The sequence below is a fragment of the uncultured Tateyamaria sp. genome (genome assembly GCF_947504105.1).
Classification (GTDB): Bacteria; Pseudomonadota; Alphaproteobacteria; order Rhodobacterales; family Rhodobacteraceae; genus Tateyamaria.
This window is the reverse complement of the sequence record NZ_CANNGP010000008.1, coordinates 22,804-38,579: the sequence shown is the minus strand read 5'-3', so window position 1 is coordinate 38,579 and position 15,776 is coordinate 22,804. Positions and strand designations below refer to the sequence as shown.

18 protein-coding genes are annotated in these 15,776 nt (G+C 60.1%); 14 read left to right on the top strand and 4 right to left on the bottom strand.

Going from position 1 to position 15,776, the window contains the following annotated elements:
• The first annotated feature begins 114 nt into the window (after nt 1–114).
• From rpsM to rplQ, 4 genes are all read left to right on the top strand, one after another.
• Nucleotides 115–483 (top strand): 30S ribosomal protein S13, encoded by a 369-nt coding sequence (rpsM, locus tag Q1A75_RS07410; protein WP_299210879.1) that lies wholly within the window; start codon nt 115–117, stop codon nt 481–483.
• A gap of 12 nt (nt 484–495) precedes the next feature.
• Nucleotides 496–888, top strand: coding sequence for a 30S ribosomal protein S11 (gene rpsK, locus Q1A75_RS07405; RefSeq protein WP_299210882.1), 393 nt, complete (start codon nt 496–498; stop codon nt 886–888).
• A gap of 112 nt (nt 889–1,000) precedes the next feature.
• A complete protein-coding gene (locus tag Q1A75_RS07400) occupies nt 1,001–2,017 on the top strand; it encodes a DNA-directed RNA polymerase subunit alpha (protein WP_039688716.1) in 1,017 nt (338 codons plus the stop codon).
• Nucleotides 2,018–2,145: 128 nt separating this feature from the next.
• Nucleotides 2,146–2,565: a 50S ribosomal protein L17 gene (rplQ, locus tag Q1A75_RS07395; protein ID WP_299210888.1), complete on the top strand. Its 420-nt coding sequence runs from the start codon at nt 2,146–2,148 to the stop codon at nt 2,563–2,565.
• A 60-nt stretch (nt 2,566–2,625) separates the two neighbouring features.
• Here the strand turns inward: rplQ and Q1A75_RS07390 are convergent, their stop codons facing one another.
• A complete protein-coding gene (locus Q1A75_RS07390; protein WP_299210891.1) occupies nt 2,626–3,081 on the bottom strand; it encodes a host attachment family protein in 456 nt (151 codons plus the stop codon).
• A 145-nt stretch (nt 3,082–3,226) separates the two neighbouring features.
• Here Q1A75_RS07390 and Q1A75_RS07385 point away from each other — a divergent pair, with 145 nt between their 5' ends.
• The 10 genes from Q1A75_RS07385 to Q1A75_RS07340 all read left to right on the top strand — a co-directional run bounded on the left by Q1A75_RS07385 (nt 3,227) and on the right by Q1A75_RS07340 (nt 13,423).
• A complete protein-coding gene (locus tag Q1A75_RS07385) occupies nt 3,227–4,606 on the top strand; it encodes a trypsin-like peptidase domain-containing protein (protein WP_299548587.1) in 1,380 nt (459 codons plus the stop codon).
• A gap of 2 nt (nt 4,607–4,608) precedes the next feature.
• On the top strand, nt 4,609–5,916 hold the full coding sequence (locus tag Q1A75_RS07380; RefSeq protein ID WP_299548590.1) for a replication-associated recombination protein A: 1,308 nt from the start codon (nt 4,609–4,611) through the stop codon (nt 5,914–5,916).
• A gap of 45 nt (nt 5,917–5,961) precedes the next feature.
• On the top strand, nt 5,962–6,342 hold the full coding sequence (gene crcB, locus Q1A75_RS07375) for a fluoride efflux transporter CrcB (RefSeq protein WP_299210900.1): 381 nt from the start codon (nt 5,962–5,964) through the stop codon (nt 6,340–6,342).
• The gene (locus Q1A75_RS07370; protein ID WP_299548593.1) at nt 6,339–7,376 is read left to right on the top strand and encodes an RluA family pseudouridine synthase; all 1,038 of its coding nucleotides are present in this window, start codon (nt 6,339–6,341) and stop codon (nt 7,374–7,376) included. The genes crcB and Q1A75_RS07370 overlap by 4 nt, the downstream gene beginning before the upstream one ends.
• Nucleotides 7,377–8,030, top strand: a complete 654-nt coding sequence (locus tag Q1A75_RS07365; RefSeq protein ID WP_299548596.1) for an HAD-IA family hydrolase — start codon at nt 7,377–7,379, stop codon at nt 8,028–8,030. It abuts the gene before it with no gap.
• A gap of 1 nt (nt 8,031) precedes the next feature.
• Nucleotides 8,032–8,745, top strand: coding sequence for an ATP12 family protein (locus Q1A75_RS07360; RefSeq protein ID WP_299548598.1), 714 nt, complete (start codon nt 8,032–8,034; stop codon nt 8,743–8,745).
• Nucleotides 8,746–8,951: 206 nt separating this feature from the next.
• Nucleotides 8,952–9,968 (top strand): amino acid ABC transporter substrate-binding protein, encoded by a 1,017-nt coding sequence (locus tag Q1A75_RS07355; RefSeq protein WP_299548601.1) that lies wholly within the window; start codon nt 8,952–8,954, stop codon nt 9,966–9,968.
• A gap of 167 nt (nt 9,969–10,135) precedes the next feature.
• Entirely contained in the window at nt 10,136–11,350 is a 1,215-nt protein-coding gene (locus tag Q1A75_RS07350; protein ID WP_299548604.1) for an ABC transporter permease subunit, read from the top strand.
• A gap of 3 nt (nt 11,351–11,353) precedes the next feature.
• Nucleotides 11,354–12,643, top strand: coding sequence for an amino acid ABC transporter permease (locus Q1A75_RS07345; protein ID WP_299548607.1), 1,290 nt, complete (start codon nt 11,354–11,356; stop codon nt 12,641–12,643).
• A 12-nt stretch (nt 12,644–12,655) separates the two neighbouring features.
• Nucleotides 12,656–13,423 carry an amino acid ABC transporter ATP-binding protein gene (locus tag Q1A75_RS07340; RefSeq protein WP_299210922.1) on the top strand — a complete coding sequence of 256 codons (768 nt, stop codon included), beginning with the start codon at nt 12,656–12,658 and terminating at the stop codon, nt 13,421–13,423.
• 412 nt (nt 13,424–13,835) lie between these two features.
• Here the strand turns inward: Q1A75_RS07340 and Q1A75_RS07335 are convergent, their stop codons facing one another.
• The 3 genes from Q1A75_RS07335 to Q1A75_RS07325 are packed head-to-tail and all read right to left on the bottom strand — an operon-like array spanning nt 13,836 to nt 15,735.
• The gene (locus Q1A75_RS07335) at nt 13,836–14,333 is read right to left on the bottom strand and encodes a histidine phosphatase family protein (RefSeq protein ID WP_299548611.1); all 498 of its coding nucleotides are present in this window, start codon (nt 14,331–14,333) and stop codon (nt 13,836–13,838) included.
• Nucleotides 14,330–14,944: a ferredoxin gene (locus Q1A75_RS07330; RefSeq protein ID WP_299548614.1), complete on the bottom strand. Its 615-nt coding sequence runs from the start codon at nt 14,942–14,944 to the stop codon at nt 14,330–14,332. The genes Q1A75_RS07335 and Q1A75_RS07330 overlap by 4 nt, the downstream gene beginning before the upstream one ends.
• Nucleotides 14,941–15,735, bottom strand: a complete 795-nt coding sequence (locus Q1A75_RS07325) for a sterol desaturase family protein (RefSeq protein ID WP_299548617.1) — start codon at nt 15,733–15,735, stop codon at nt 14,941–14,943. The genes Q1A75_RS07330 and Q1A75_RS07325 overlap by 4 nt, the downstream gene beginning before the upstream one ends.
• Nucleotides 15,736–15,776: the final 41 nt, after the last annotated feature.

The following is a 15,776-nucleotide window of genomic DNA, read 5'->3' as shown; positions in this document are numbered from 1 at the left end:
AACGCGTCCGGTCGGATCACCTGATCAGCTGCAGGCCCGGGGGCAAAATCCTTGGGCCTTATGTTGTGAAAAAAGGGCCTGGAATGACGGGCTCGCAACGAAAGGAAAGCCCACGTGGCACGTATTGCAGGGGTCAACATCCCCACAGCCAAGCGCGTTCCGATTGCTCTGACCTACATCACAGGCATCGGCAACACCTCCGCCCAGAAAATCTGCGAAGCCGTTGGCATTGACGCCAGCCGTCGTGTGAACGAACTCAGCGATGCTGAAGTTCTGAAAATCCGCGAGCATATCGACGAGAACTTTACCGTCGAGGGTGACCTGCGTCGTGAGACACAGATGAACATCAAGCGCCTGATGGACCTGGGCTGCTACCGTGGCCTGCGCCATCGTCGCAATCTGCCCGTCCGGGGTCAGCGCACACACACCAACGCTCGCACCCGCAAAGGCCCCGCAAAGGCCATTGCCGGCAAGAAGAAATAAGGAGACGCACCAATGGCACGTGATACCCGCCGTGGAGCCAAGAAAAAGGTCTCCAAGAACATCGCCGCAGGCGTGGCGCATGTGAACTCTTCGTTCAACAACACCAAGATCCTGATCTCGGACGTGCAAGGCAACGCGATCGCATGGTCGTCCGCTGGCACCATGGGTTTCAAAGGCTCGCGCAAGTCGACACCCTATGCGGCCCAGATGGCGGCAGAGGATGCAGGCAAGAAAGCTCAGGATCACGGCGTCAAAACGCTGGAAGTCGAAGTGCAGGGCCCCGGTTCGGGTCGTGAATCGGCTTTGCGCGCGTTGGCTGCTGTTGGCTTCAACATCACGTCGATCCGCGACGTGACGCCGATTGCCCACAATGGCTGCCGCCCACCCAAGCGTCGCCGCGTCTAAGCGACATCCAACACCTTTTGGGGCCGCGTATTTCGCACGGCCCCGATCTGCTTTTTGAAACCTCGGGAGTCGCGCGTTGGGACATGGCGCGTCGACAGGAATGGAGGGACGCATGATCCATAAGAACTGGGCCGAACTGATCAAGCCGCAGCAGCTTGACGTCAAGCCGGGCAATGAACCCGCGCGACAGGCCACCGTTGTTGCCGAACCGCTTGAGCGCGGTTTTGGCCTTACCATGGGCAACGCGCTGCGCCGCGTGCTGATGTCGTCGCTGCAAGGCGCGGCCATCACGTCTGTGCAGATCGACAACGTATTGCACGAGTTTTCGTCCGTCGCCGGTGTGCGTGAAGACGTGACCGACATCATCCTGAACCTCAAGCAGGTCAGCCTGCGCATGGAAGTCGAAGGGCCCAAGCGCCTGTCGATTTCTGCCAAGGGTCCGGGCGTTGTGACGGCTGGTGACATCTCTGAAAGCGCCGGGATCGAGATCCTGAACCGCGATCTGGTCATCTGTCACCTCGACGATGGTGCGGATGTCTACATGGAACTGACCGTGAATACCGGTAAGGGCTATGTGTCGGCGGACAAGAACAAGCCGGAAGACGCGCCTATCGGTCTGATCCCGATCGACGCGATCTACTCGCCGGTCAAGAAAGTCAGCTATGACGTTCAGCCCACCCGCGAGGGCCAGGTGCTGGACTATGACAAGCTGACCATGAAGGTCGAAACCGATGGCTCCATCAGCCCTGATGATGCCGTGGCCTTTGCTGCGCGCATTCTGCAGGACCAGTTGGGCATCTTCGTCAACTTCGACGAACCGGAAAGCGCATCGCGTCAGGACGACGACGATGGTCTCGAGTTCAACCCGCTTCTGCTGAAGAAAGTGGACGAGCTGGAACTGTCCGTGCGGTCGGCAAACTGCCTGAAGAACGACAACATCGTCTACATCGGCGATCTCATCCAGAAGACCGAAGCAGAAATGCTGCGCACGCCGAACTTTGGCCGCAAGTCCCTGAACGAGATCAAGGAAGTGCTGTCGGGCATGGGGCTGCACCTTGGCATGGATGTCGAGGACTGGCCGCCGGACAACATCGAAGATCTGGCCAAGAAGTTCGAAGACAACTTTTAATAGCCATTAGGGTGGGCGGTCACGCCCACCCGACGACCGGGCATAACGCCCCAAGGAGAGCCCAAGACACGCATCGCGGGCCAGACAAAGCAAAACAGCCCGTAGAGGGCACGATTTGGAGAAGAAAAATGCGTCACGCACGTGGTTACCGCCGCCTGAACCGGACACATGAGCACCGCAAGGCTCTGTTCGCAAACATGGCCGGCTCGCTCATCGAACATGAGCAAATCAAGACAACCTTGCCCAAGGCCAAGGAACTGAAGCCTATCGTTGAAAAGCTGATCACGCTCGCCAAGCGCGGTGATCTGCACGCCCGTCGTCAGGCCGCGTCCAAGTTGAAAGAAGAGCAATACGTTGCCAAGCTGTTTGACGTCCTTGGCCCGCGCTACGCCGAGCGCCAAGGCGGCTACATTCGTGTTCTGAAGGCTGGCTTCCGCTATGGCGACATGGCGCCCATGGCGATCATCGAATTCGTGGACCGCGACCGCGACGCCAAGGGCGCCGCTGACAAGGCCCGCGTCGCAGCAGAAGACGCTGCCGAAGAATAAGGCTTTGCGCACAGCGAAGCGGAAACGCCGCCCCCGGATCAGGGGGCGGCGTTTTGCGTTTCAAAAGAGACCAAGTTCGGCCTTCACGATCTTCTCGATCTCGTGCACCGGGTGATTGGTCAGCGTCTTGGGGATATCGGCAACGATCTTGGCCGTGACCTCGATGTGCATGTCGGCGCGGAGCACGCCAAGCACCTGCGGTGATGCCACCAGAACCAGCTTGTCGAATGCGCCCTTGTGCGCTTCAGCGTACAACATGTTGGACAATTCCTTGGCGAACCGATCCTTGGCCAAGGTGTGCCAATCCGTATCCTCCAGGGCGGACGATTGACCCGGTCCACCATCCTTCATGCGCCCGGGCCGGTCGGTCGATTGCGCGCGGGACGGAGGGTTCTCTTGCGCTTCCACGTCCGTCACTTCGAATTTGGGGTTTCGCCGATCTGTCAGATTGCGCAGGAACAGCGCCTTTTCACCATCAGCCACGACGACCAAGGTGCCCCGATCTAGTTTTGCCATTTCTTTGGTTCTCCTTTGCTCTGTCTCCGAGCAATATATGCATGCCCTCATTGTATCTCTCAGCTGGGGGCCGGAATTGCGTTCGGTCAGTTCTGTTGCATTTGTGCGGGGCAGGGCGCATATCCGGACGCAGACGAGGACGGCCATGAAACACCTGTTTTTGATCATTTTGCTTGGCCTGTTTGCCCAAGGTGCGCAGGCAGAAACGCGCGTGCCGCAAAACCAGTCGGAAATCACCCTCAGTTTTGCGCCGCTGGTGCGCGAGACGGCCCCGGCGGTCGTGAATATCTATGTGCGCTTTGTCACCCAGGCGCGTGCACGCACGCCCTTTATGGACGATCCGTTTTTCGAGCGCCTGTTCGAAGGGTTCGGGCAGCCGCAACCCCGCGTTCAGAATTCGCTTGGCTCCGGCGTCATCCTTGGCGATGACGGGATTGTCGTGTCGAACTACCACGTGGTGGGGCAAGCGACGGATATCCGGGTCGTGCTGAACGACGGGCGTGAATATGATGCCGGCGTGCTGCTTGGCGATCAGGAAAGTGATCTGGCGATCCTCAAGATCGACGATGCAAAGGACCTTCCGTTCCTATCCTTACGCGACAGTGAAACGGTTGAGGTGGGCGAATTGACCCTCGCCATCGGCAACCCTTTTGGCGTGGGGCAGACCGTGTCGTCGGGCATTGTGTCGGGCCTTGCGCGGTCCGGCGGCAGCAATGGGCGCGGGGCAGGATATTTCATTCAGACCGACGCACCGATCAACCCGGGCAACTCTGGCGGTGCGCTGATCGACATGCGCGGCCAACTTCTGGGTATCAACACCCGCATTCTCAGCCGTTCGGGCGGGTCGAACGGGATCGGCTTTGCCATTCCGGCTGATCTGGTGGCGGCGTTTGTCAAACAGGCACGGGACGGCAATGACCGTTTCATTCGGCCTTGGGCCGGGGCTACGGGCCAGGCGGTGGATGCTGATCTGGCCGAGTCACTGGGCCGTGACCGCCCCGGTGGCATCATGCTTGCCGGTCTGCACCCGGCCAGCCCGCTGGCCGAGGCCGGGTTCGAAGTGGGCGACGTGGTGCTGGCCGTTGATGGCGCGACCGTGGGCAGCCCTGGCGAAATGCTGTTCCGTATGAGCGTTGCCAGCGATCAGAACAGCGCCACAATGACCCGCCTGCGCGATGGTGAGGAAGACGTGTTGACCGTGGCCCTCATCCCACCGCCAGACAGCCCGCCGCGTGAAGAGACGACACTCTCCGAAGAGGCAAGCCTGCCGGGCCTCACCTTGGCGCGCATCAATCCGGCTGTTCTGGCCGAACTGAACTTGCCCATCGCGGCGGACGGCGTGGTGGTTCTGGACGAAGGTCCGATAGGCCGTCGTGTCGGATTGCGTCGTGGCGATGTGCTGCAACGGATCGACCGGCAGGACATTGAAACTCCGGCACAGGCGGCGACGATCCTGTCCGAAGCGCGCCGTGGCACCACCGTACGCGCGGTGCGCGGCAACAGCCGCATCGTGTTGCGGTTCTAGCAATGGGTGATCTGTTCGCCTCTTCCTCGTCTGAGCAAGACAAGGGACCACGGCCCCTGGCCGACCGGCTGCGCCCGCAAAAGCTGTCCGATGTCATTGGACAATCGCAGGTGCTGGGACCGGAGGCACCGCTGACCGTCATGCTGTCTTCGGGTGCGCTGAGTTCACTGGTCTTCTGGGGCCCGCCCGGCGTCGGCAAAACGACCATCGCCCGGCTGCTTGCGCATGAGACAGACCTACATTTCGTCCAGATATCGGCGATTTTTACAGGTGTCCCGGACCTCAAGAAAGTGTTCGAGGCGGCCAAGATCCGTCGCCAGAACGGGCAGGGGACGCTGCTCTTCGTGGATGAGATTCACCGCTTCAACAAGGCGCAGCAGGATGGGTTCCTGCCGCATATGGAGGACGGCACCATCCTCCTGGTGGGGGCAACCACCGAGAACCCTAGCTTTGAGCTGAACGCTGCTGTTCTGTCCCGCGCGCAAGTGCTGGTGCTGGAACGGCTCGACCTCAAGGACTTGGAGTTGCTGGCCCAGCGGGCCGAAAAGGAACTCGACAAACCACTCCCACTCGATGGCCCCGCACGCGAAGCGCTTCTTGAAATGGCCGATGGGGACGGACGCGCGCTATTGAACCTGATCGAACAGGTCACGGCGTGGACGGTCGAGGGCAAGCTCGACAAGACAGCCCTTGCTGCCCGCCTGATGCGCCGTGCCGCCCAATACGACAAGTCGGGCGATGCGCATTACAACCTCATCTCGGCCTTGCACAAATCGGTGCGCGGCTCAGACCCCGATGCATCACTGTACTGGTTCGCCCGGATGCTGGAGGGCGGAGAAGATCCACGCTACCTCGCCCGCCGTATCACGCGTATGGCGGTCGAAGATATTGGCCTTGCTGACCCGCAAGCGCAGGCGGTCTGCCTGCAAAGCTGGGAAACCTATGAACGCCTCGGCAGCCCGGAGGGTGAGCTTGCACTGGCACAGGCGCTTGTTTACCTCGCCCTCGCGCCCAAATCGAACGCGGCGTACGTCGCCTACAAAGGCGCGCGCCGGGCGGCGAAACAGACCGGATCGCACCCGCCGCCCAAACACATCCTAAACGCGCCGACATCGCTGATGAAGGATCAGGGATATGGCAAGGACTATGCCTATGACCACGATGCCGAAGACGGGTTTTCGGGGGCGAACTACTTTCCTGACGGGATGGAGCGGCCCGACCTCTACCAACCGGTAGAACGCGGCTTCGAACGCGACTTGAAAAAACGGCTCGACTACTTCGCACGGCTCAGAACCAAGCGGAACAGCTAGGCCGCCGACCTTGACTCTTTGCGGCGAACCGACGACAGACCGCGCATGTTTTCAACCCTTTCCCTTGTGGCCCTTGGCGGGGCGATCGGCGCGTCCCTGCGCTGGCTGACGGGCGTGGCCGTGCTGCGCGCACTGGGTCCGTCCGACTTCCCGCTGGCCATCATCACGGTCAACGTCATCGGCTCCTTCCTGATGGGGGTCTTTGTCGTGGCCGCCGCCCATCGCGGGCTGACCCATCTCAGCCCCTTCGTGATGACTGGCGTCCTGGGCGGGTTCACCACGTTCAGCGCCTTTTCTCTTGAAACCATGACGCTGATCGAACGCGGACAGGTGGCGTCGGCCAGCCTCTATATCCTGCTGTCGGTCGGCCTGTCGGTCGGCGCATTGGCCCTTGGCCTCATCCTGGCCCGAGGAGTTTTCGCATGAGCGGCGTACAGACTGTCACCGTGGAAGAGGGCGAGGGCGACCAGCGCCTTGACCGTTGGATGAAGCGGCGCTTTCCGCAGGTGAGCCAGGGCATGATCGAAAAGATGTGTCGCAAGGGCGAATGCCGTGTGAATGGGGGCAGGGTCAAATCCTCGACTCGCGTGGAAGAGGGGCAAAAGGTGCGTATCCCGCCCTTGCCCGACCGGCCCGCGCCGCCCGTGCAAAAGACGCGCATCTCGGACAAGGACGCCAAGATGATCCGCGACTGCGTGATCTACAAGGATGACCAGATCATCGCGATCAACAAACCGTCCGGCCTTCCGACCCAAGGGGGATCGGGGCAGACCAAGCACGTGGACGGGCTGGCCGAGGCGCTGATGTTTGACCTCGACGAAAAACCGCGCCTCGTGCACCGGTTGGACAAGGACACATCGGGTGTCCTGCTGCTGGCGCGCACCCGGGCTGCGGCCAAGTCCCTGACAGCCGCCATGCGCCATCACGAAACGCGCAAGATCTACTGGGCGCTCGTCGCCGGTGTGCCCACGCCTTACTTGGGTGAAATCAAGTACGGGTTGGTCAAGGCGCCGGGCCATGGCCGCAGCGGTGAGGGCGAAAAAATGATCGCCGTGCACCCGCGTGATATCGACGATACGCGCGGCGCAAAGCGCGCGCATACGATGTACGCCACGCTCTACCGCGTTGCGTCCCGCGCGGCGTGGGTCGCGATGGAGCCGATCACCGGGCGCACCCACCAGCTGCGCGCGCATATGGCCGAGATTGGACACCCAATTGTCGGTGACGGCAAATATGGTGGCTCCAGCCAGGAAAACATGGGCGACGGCTGGGGTGCCAAGGTCGGTGGCATCATTTCCCAAAAGCTGCACCTGCACGCGCGCATGATGCGGTTTGAACAGCCTGAAACGCGCAAGGTCATCACGGTGACCGCCCCCCTGCCGGACCACATGGCGCAAAGCTGGGACACCTTCGGCTGGACCGAGGACCTCGCCGCAGAAGATCCGTTCGAGGCGCTGTAGATGCGTCTGGTAGTCTTTGACGTGGACGGCACGCTGGTCGACAGCCAAGCCGACATCGTGGCCAGCATGGCAGACGCCTTTGCAGCCGTTGGGCTGGACGCACCGGCCCGACAAGACATCCTTGGCATTGTTGGCCTGTCCTTGCCCGTGGCGATGGAGGCGCTTGTCGCGGATGCCGATCACGCGCGTATGGTCGAGGCCTACAAGGACAGCTATGCCAAGCTGCGCGTGTCAAAAGGGGCTTCATCCTGTCCGCTCTATCCGGGTGCACGGGCGGCACTTGATCGGTTGCAGGCGCAGGACGACATCCTGCTGGGTGTGGCGACCGGGAAATCCAAGCGCGGTCTCGACGGGTTGATCGAAGCCCACGGGCTTAACGGCATGTTTGTGACCCGGCAGGTCGCGGATTTCCATCCGTCCAAGCCGCATCCATCGATGCTGCGCGCCGCGCTGGAGGAATCCGGGGTGGAAACAGCAGACGCCGTGATGATCGGCGACACCAGCTTTGATGCGCGGATGGCGCATGCGGCAGGCATGCCGTTCCTGGGCGTCGGCTGGGGCTACCATGCCACTAGCCAGCTTGATGGTGCCCGCGCCATTTTGAACGATTTTTCTGAACTCGATGATGCGCTGAACGCGCTATGGACCGACTGACATGAGCGAATGGAAGCAAAAACGGTTCTGGAAAACGGCGACAGCTGAACAGACGGATACGGGTTGGACCGTGACTCTGGATGGACGGGCCGTGAAAACACCGGCCAAAGCGGGGCTGATCCTGCCGACGCAAAGGATGGCCGATGCCGTCGCGGCTGAGTGGAACGCGCAGGATGAAGTGGTCAACCCGCTGTCCATGCCGTTCACCCGCAGCGCAAATGCGGCGATCGACAAGGTGGCGGTGCAGCACCGCGAAGTGGCGGATATGCTTGCAGCCTATGGCGATGCGGACCTGCTGTGTTACCGGGCGGATGGGCCACAGGAGCTGATCGACAGGCAGGTGGCAGAATGGGATCCCTATCTGGATTGGGCCGCTGATACCTTGGGGGCGCGGCTTCAGCCACGGACGGGTTTGATGCACGAATCACAGGATGCGCAAGCGCTCGCATCGTTGTCTCAACGGGTCCACGTTCTATCTGAGTTTGAACTTGCGGCCTTTCATGACCTTGTCAGCCTCTCTGGATCGCTGATCCTGGGTTTTGCCGCCGCCCAAGACCTGCACCCGGCGCCCACAATTTGGGCGGCGTCGCGGCTTGATGAAATCTGGCAGGAAGAGCAATGGGGTGAGGATGAAGAGGCCCGAGAGGTCGCGCAGATCAAGCAAGCGTCGTTTTTGCACGCGAAAGCCTTTTTTGATGTGGCAAAATATGGTTGACGCTAGGGCATGTTGCGGCCTGTAAAACCGCACAATAATGCATCGTTTTTGGTGACGCAGCCCTTGACGTTCTGCGATGAATCCTTCCAAACTATGGCCCACTGGTTGGGGACAACTCCGGCTGGATAGCCTTCGGCGGAGCATGGACACTCAGGCTGCGCTGATCGAACCGCCAAAATACGGCGGAAAATCAGGAAGAGGTAAAAATGAAAAAAACCGTAATCTTTGGCGCGCTGACCGCCGCTGGCATGGCTGCCGGCGCTGCGGCTGCTGGCACGCTCGATGACGTGAAAGCACGTGGCACGCTGAACTGCGGCGTGACAACCGGTCTGGTCGGCTTCGCCGCACCTGACGCAAACGGCGAATGGGACGGCTTCGACGTGGCTGTGTGCCGTGCTGTGGCTGCTGCTGTGCTGGGTGATCCCACCGCAGTTGAATTCGTGCCCACAACCGGCAAGACGCGCTTCACCGCGCTGGCTTCGGGCGAAATTGACATGCTGGCCCGTAACACCACGTGGACGTTCAGCCGCGATGTGGACCTCAAGTTCACCTTTGTTGGCGTGAACTACTACGACGGCCAAGGCTTCATGGTTCCCAAGGATCTGGGCGTGTCCTCGGCCAAGGATCTGGACGGCGCAACCGTCTGCATCCAGACCGGCACCACGACCGAGCTGAACCTGGCGGACTTCTTCCGCTCGAACAACATCAGCTATGAGCCGGTTCCGATCGAAACCAATGCCGAAGCGCAACAGCAGTACCTTGCAGGTGCCTGTGACGTGTACACCACCGACGCATCGGGCCTGGCCGCAACACGCGCCACTTTTGAAGCCCCCGGTGATCACGTTCTGCTGCCCGAAATCATCTCGAAAGAGCCGCTGGGCCCGCTGGTCCGTCACGGCGACAACGAGTGGGGCGATGTGGTTCGCTGGACCCTGAACGCGCTGATCTCGGCAGAAGAGCTGGGTATCACGTCGACCAATATCTCTGAAATGTCCGGTGGCACCGACAACCCGGAAATCAACCGTATCCTGGGCACCGAAGGTACCCTGGGCGAGATGCTGGGTCTGGACGCTGACTGGGCGATGAAAGCCATCAACGCCAGCGGCAACTATGGCGAAATCTTCGAGAAGAACATCGGTGAAGCCACTCCGATCGGTCTGGCCCGTGGCCTGAACGCTCAGTGGACCGATGGCGGCCTGCTTTACAGCCCGCCCTTCCGCTAAGATACCAAGCCGAGGGGCGCAGGTTAAACCCTGCGCCCCTTGCGCATCTGGGGCACAAGATCGCTGAAAACAGCGGCGCAGCTGCCTGAAAATGCAGACAGTTATGAAAACCCGGCCCCGCGTCACTGACGCGCAAAAACCAAGGCCGGAACCACGGGGAAAACCTCATGACAACGATGACCGACCCTCCACAGGAGTCGTTCCGCCTGTCGATGCTTTTGAACGACACGCGGTACAGATCATACACATTCCAATTCATTGCCCTGATCGTACTGATCGCGTCTGCCGCCTTTTTGATGAGCAACCTGTTCAGCAATCTGGCTGCCGCGGGTTTGAACATCTCCTATCAATTCCTGGGCACCCCAGCGGGCTATGACATAAACCAAACTCTGATTGACTACAGCAGCCAGTCGACCAATGCGCGCGCCGCACTGGTGGGCATCCTGAACACGCTGCTTGTGGCCTTTCTGGCCTGTGTGACGGCGACCATCTTTGGCGTGATCGCCGGGGTTCTGCGCCTGTCCAACAACTGGCTGGTCAGCAAGTTGATGTCCTTCTACGTGGAGATCTTCCGGAACATCCCTGTGCTGATCTGGATCATCATCATCTTCACCATCATGATCGCGGTCCTGCCAGGGCCAAGGGCGTTCCGCGGGGACGAACCGGCGGCAAGCATGGTGTTCGATGCCATCGCCTTTACCAACCGCGGCGTTTACATCCCCGCACCCGTGTGGGGCGCAGGATCACTTTTGGTTGTGGCCACGTTCCTGCTGTCAATCGTTGGCGTGATTGCCTATCGCCGCTATGCCACCAAACTGCTCTACGATACGGGCCGTTTGCTGCCCATGGGTTGGCCCAGCCTGGCCATTCTGTTTGTGCCAACGCTGCTGGTCTATTTCATCATGGGCATGCCGATCGGGCTCGATTATCCGGTGCTCAAGGGCTTCAACTTTTCCGGTGGGATCAAGGTCGGTGGACCGCTGATCGCCCTGTGGTTCGCTTTGTCGATCTATACAGGCGCCTTCATCGCGGAAAACGTCCGAGCGGGTATTCAGGCCATTTCCAAAGGGCAGTCTGAAGCCGCAGGCGCGCTGGGTCTGCGCCAGGGCCGGATCATGAACCTTGTGGTGCTGCCACAGGCGCTGCGGGTCATCATCCCGCCGCTCATCTCGCAATACCTCAACATCACCAAGAACTCATCGCTGGCCATCGCCGTGGGCTACGCCGATGTCACGGCCACACTGGGTGGGATCACCCTGAACCAGACCGGGCGTGCCATCGAATGCGTTCTGCTGCTGATGCTGTTCTATCTCACGATCTCGCTGTGCATCTCGGCGGTCATGAACGTCTACAACAATTCCGTTAAGTTGAAGGAGCGCTGAGCCATGTCAGATACATCTGCTGCCTTTGTGCGCACCGAACAAGTGCCACCTTCACCACCGCCGACCTCGGCAACGGGACCTGTCAAATGGGCCAAGGACAACCTGTTCTCGACACCGCTCTATAGTCTGCTGACGATTGCCGCATTCTATTTCATCTACCTGATCCTCGCCAACACACTGCCGTGGATCGCCAACGGCGTCTGGGGCACGTCCAGCCTGGCAGAATGCCGCGAAGCGCTGAACGGCGTGTCGGGGGGCTGCTTCTCGGTGCTGACCGAGCGGTGGAACCAGCTGCTGTTCGGGTTCAAATACCCGGCGGATCAGTACTGGCGCCCCGCGTTGACCTTCCTGCTGTTCTTTGCAGCCGCCGCACCGGTGCTGTTCTTCAAATTGCCGCGCCAATTGTTATTGTTTACGGCGCTCTTTCCGTTCATCGCCTTCTACCTGATCTGGGGGGGCACGATCCTCACTCCGATCCTGGCGCTGGTCGGGTTCGTGGCGGGCTACTTCGTCTACCAACGCTTTGTGGCGGGCAGCTTTGCCGCCGGTTTCTTTGGCGGGATCGCGACGGCCTTTGTCGTCTGGATCATCGGCGGGATGCTGATCCCTGCAAACGCGAACGAAGGCGCGTTGCTCAGCACCGTGCCCAGCCGCGATCTGGGGGGCTTCATGCTCAACATGATGCTGGGCGTGACCTGTGTGTCGCTATCGGTGCCTCTGGGCATCGCACTGGCGCTGGGCCGGCAATCGGACATGCCGCTGATCAAATGGATCTGCGTGGTCTTTATCGAGTTCATTCGTGGCGTGCCGCTGATCACCCTGCTGTTCGTGGCAAGCGTGATGCTGGCGTATTTCTTCCCGCCGGGCACAACGACCGACCTATTCCTGCGGGTTGTGATCATGATCACGATGTTCTCGGCGGCCTACATCGCCGAGGTGATCCGGGGTGGCCTCGCCGCCCTGCCACGCGGCCAGTACGAAGCGGCGGACAGCCTCGGCCTCGACTACCCCCAGGCCATGCGGCTGATCATCCTGCCACAGGCGCTCAAGATCTCGATTCCGGGCATCGTGAACGTGGCGGTGGGTCTGTTCAAGGACACCGTGCTGGTCTCGGTCATCTCGATGTTTGACCTGTTGGGCATGATCCGCGGTCCCATCCTCGCCTCCACCGAATGGAACGGGGTCTATTGGGAACTTCTGGGCTTTGCCTCGCTTCTCTTCTTTGTCGTCTGCTACGGCATCTCTCAATACTCGCAGTGGCTGGAACGCCAGCTTGCGACCGATCACCGCTAAGGAGTGGCTGATATGACTGAACAAGTTGCAATGAACGTCTCAAACGAAGTCGCGATTTCAATCGACAAGATGAACAAGTGGTACGGGACATTCCACGTGCTGCGCGACATCGACCTGACGGTGTATCAAGGCGAACGGATCGTGATCGCCGGGCCTTCGGGCTCTGGTAAATCGACCCTGATCCGCTGCATCAACGCGCTTGAGGAACACCAGCAGGGTACGATCACCGTGGACGGCACCGTGCTGTCCTCGGACGTCAAGAATATCGACAAGATCCGGTCCGAGGTTGGCATGTGCTTCCAGCACTTCAACCTGTTCCCGCACCTGTCGATCCTTGAAAACTGCACGTTGGCCCCGATCTGGGTGCGCAAGACGCCCAAGAAGGAAGCCGAAGAGATCGCGATGCACTTCCTTGAAAAGGTGAAGATCCCCGATCAGGCCGACAAGTATCCCGGTCAGTTGTCTGGTGGTCAGCAACAGCGCGTGGCAATCGCACGCTCGCTCTGCATGCGTCCAAGGATCATGTTGTTCGACGAACCCACGTCCGCGCTCGACCCGGAGATGATCAAGGAGGTGCTCGACACCATGGTCGAGCTTGCCGAAGAGGGCATGACCATGCTCTGCGTGACGCACGAGATGGGCTTTGCCCGTCAGGTAGCGAACCGGGTGATCTTCATGGACGAAGGGCAGATCGTGGAACAGAACGAACCCGAAGAGTTCTTCAACAACCCGCAAAGCCCCCGGACCCAGCTGTTCCTCAGCCAGATTCTCGGCCACTGATCAAGCGGGGCGGGGGACACCCCCGCCTTACAAGGCCGCCTGGGTAAACCCGGAGCGGCCTGACCTCAGCCTAGACGATGGTTATGAGACATAACCAACTTCCTCCTTCTGGCTAAAAATACCTTGGGGTTTGGGGCAAAGCCCCATCAAAAACTGCATCGCGTCGCCGTCAGGCGTCCTTTGGATGTTTCCGAAAGTCTGGAACCGAAAATACCCTGCCGCGCTCTCGGGACATTTTCGATCAGAGGTTTTAAGGTGATTTCGGAAACATCCGAGATCACCGTGCGTTGCGTTAACCGCCCAACACCCGCCCGGTGGGGGTGTACAGGGGGTGTACGGATGCTGCACGGGGGGTGACACCCTGTCTCAAGCCGTCAATCTCCATGAAAACAAGGTGAATGCACGGGGCGACTCACTCCGCCATCACCTCACGCGGCACCGCAAAATCGACCACTTGCCCGACACGCCAATCAATCTCGGCCCAGCTGTCCACGTCAAAGCGGATGATGGCGGTTGCGCAGGTCGGGTAGTCCAGAAAGCGCGGGTGTTCTGGCGGTTGCTCCACCACCCGTTCCGCGAAATCGGCAATGCCGGGGTTGTGGCCCAGCACTAGAACGGCCTGTTCCGTTTGTTCTTTCAGCACCGCCATCATTGTCTCGGCCCCGGCGTGATACAGAGCGCGCGAAAACCTCACCGGTATATCAAACGCCAACCCCAGAAAAGTCTGCCCGGTCCGCTCACTGGTCGAACTGACAGCCGCTTGGGGCACATGGCCCTCCCGACGCAACCAATCGCCCATGGCCTGTGCAGAGGCCTTGCCCCGCGCGTTCAATGGCCGGTCGTGATCCATCAATGCAGGATGATCCCAGCTTGATTTGGCATGGCGCATCAAGATCAGCGTACGGGTCATCGGTGAAAGGCTTTCATGTGAAACGCGGTTTGGGCATCGGACCGGTCAAAGCTCTGACTGACCGGGCAAGCCCGCCGCACATGGCAGCCCCGGGTCATGCATTGAACACCGGCAGGCGTATCAAGATACGCCTTACAGGCAGGCACATCATAGGGCGTTTCGGCAGATAATGCACCCACCGGGCAGGCCGCAACGCAGGGGCGATCTGTGCACGCATCGCAAGGACGCGACCCTTCGGATGCATCTTTGAATTCATGCGTGAATTCCAGTGCCCCCCGGATCGAAATCATCAGACCGGCGCGGTCATGGATCATCATGCCTGTTGGGCTTTGCCAGAAGCGCCCCGTGTCCAATGCCCACGCTATGAAGGGGGCATAGGGTGGCCCGTCGGATGGAAAATGCACCGTTGCGTCCAGACGATCTGCTATCTCGTTCAGAATGCGTTTGGACCAGGTGTCGACGGGGTTTTCGACCGCGTTGATATACTCGGCACTTTGAGTGAAGATGGTCCACCAATGCGCGTCTGTGCCGATGAGAACCTTGTTGAACGTGTGCCCCATGACCATCAGGCCATATGGATCAACTGCTGCTGAAACAGCCTTGAGGGTCATTTTCGGGCAAAGGGCAGGGACAGGGACCAGCCCAGTCTTGCTGGCCGGTCGTCCTGCCATTCGAGGCCCACTTGCATGTCGTCATGTCCGGCTTCGGGTTGGGCAATATAGGTGCCGAACATGCGGTCCCAGATCGACAGCGAAAACCCGTAGTTGCTGTCATGTTCGTGCCGGTGCACCGAGTGGTGCACACGATGCATGTCTGGCGTCACAAGCAAGCGCCGGACGATGGCGTCGAGCCACAGGGGCAGGCGGATGTTGGCATGATTGAACATGGCAGTGCCGTTCAGGATGATCTCGAACAACACCACCGCAATGGCAGCGGGACCCAGCAGATAGACGACACCGATCTTGATCAGCATCGACAGACCGATCTCGATCGGATGGAAGCGGATGGCTGTGGTCACGTCCATATCGATATCGGCATGATGCACACGGTGCAGACGCCACAGGAGTGGCACCTTATGCGTGACAAGATGCTGTGCCCAAATAATAAAATCGAGGATCAGAATGGCTGCCACCACCTCGATCCAGAACGGCAGGTCAAGCGCGTTCAGAAGTCCCCAACCCTCTGCCTCGGTATGTGCCGCGGCCCCTACCGCCAGCAGTGGCAAGCCAAAGGACATGAGGCGTAACAAGACCGTATTGACTATGGTAATACCCCAATTCGTGATCCAGCGCGTGTTGCGCGCCTGGGTGCGCGGACGTCGTGGGATCATCGCTTCAGTCATGGCAAAAAGGGCAAACAGACCGAGAAAGACACCAAAGCGGATCAGCGTTTCGTTTTCCATGGCCCATATCTACTGCGCTGTGATCGTGGTGCAATGCGGCG

What these genes read in the sequence shown, in the direction of transcription:
- Q1A75_RS07385 (WP_299548587.1), top strand. Translation starts at nt 3,227, where the DNA reads ATGAAACACCTGTTTTTGATCATTTTGCTTGGCCTGTTTGCCCAAGGT.
- Q1A75_RS07370 (WP_299548593.1), top strand. Translation starts at nt 6,339, where the DNA reads ATGAGCGGCGTACAGACTGTCACCGTGGAAGAGGGCGAGGGCGACCAG.
- Q1A75_RS07325 (WP_299548617.1), bottom strand. Translation starts at nt 15,735, where the DNA reads ATGGAAAACGAAACGCTGATCCGCTTTGGTGTCTTTCTCGGTCTGTTT.
- Q1A75_RS07400 (WP_039688716.1), top strand. Translation starts at nt 1,001, where the DNA reads ATGATCCATAAGAACTGGGCCGAACTGATCAAGCCGCAGCAGCTTGAC.
- Q1A75_RS07335 (WP_299548611.1), bottom strand. Translation starts at nt 14,333, where the DNA reads ATGACCCGTACGCTGATCTTGATGCGCCATGCCAAATCAAGCTGGGAT.
- Q1A75_RS07360 (WP_299548598.1), top strand. Translation starts at nt 8,032, where the DNA reads ATGAGCGAATGGAAGCAAAAACGGTTCTGGAAAACGGCGACAGCTGAA.
- rpsK (WP_299210882.1), top strand. Translation starts at nt 496, where the DNA reads ATGGCACGTGATACCCGCCGTGGAGCCAAGAAAAAGGTCTCCAAGAAC.
- Q1A75_RS07345 (WP_299548607.1), top strand. Translation starts at nt 11,354, where the DNA reads ATGTCAGATACATCTGCTGCCTTTGTGCGCACCGAACAAGTGCCACCT.
- Q1A75_RS07365 (WP_299548596.1), top strand. Translation starts at nt 7,377, where the DNA reads ATGCGTCTGGTAGTCTTTGACGTGGACGGCACGCTGGTCGACAGCCAA.
- crcB (WP_299210900.1), top strand. Translation starts at nt 5,962, where the DNA reads ATGTTTTCAACCCTTTCCCTTGTGGCCCTTGGCGGGGCGATCGGCGCG.
- Q1A75_RS07330 (WP_299548614.1), bottom strand. Translation starts at nt 14,944, where the DNA reads ATGACCCTCAAGGCTGTTTCAGCAGCAGTTGATCCATATGGCCTGATG.
- Q1A75_RS07390 (WP_299210891.1), bottom strand. Translation starts at nt 3,081, where the DNA reads ATGGCAAAACTAGATCGGGGCACCTTGGTCGTCGTGGCTGATGGTGAA.
- Q1A75_RS07380 (WP_299548590.1), top strand. Translation starts at nt 4,609, where the DNA reads ATGGGTGATCTGTTCGCCTCTTCCTCGTCTGAGCAAGACAAGGGACCA.
- Q1A75_RS07350 (WP_299548604.1), top strand. Translation starts at nt 10,136, where the DNA reads ATGACAACGATGACCGACCCTCCACAGGAGTCGTTCCGCCTGTCGATG.
- Q1A75_RS07355 (WP_299548601.1), top strand. Translation starts at nt 8,952, where the DNA reads ATGAAAAAAACCGTAATCTTTGGCGCGCTGACCGCCGCTGGCATGGCT.
- rplQ (WP_299210888.1), top strand. Translation starts at nt 2,146, where the DNA reads ATGCGTCACGCACGTGGTTACCGCCGCCTGAACCGGACACATGAGCAC.
- Q1A75_RS07340 (WP_299210922.1), top strand. Translation starts at nt 12,656, where the DNA reads ATGACTGAACAAGTTGCAATGAACGTCTCAAACGAAGTCGCGATTTCA.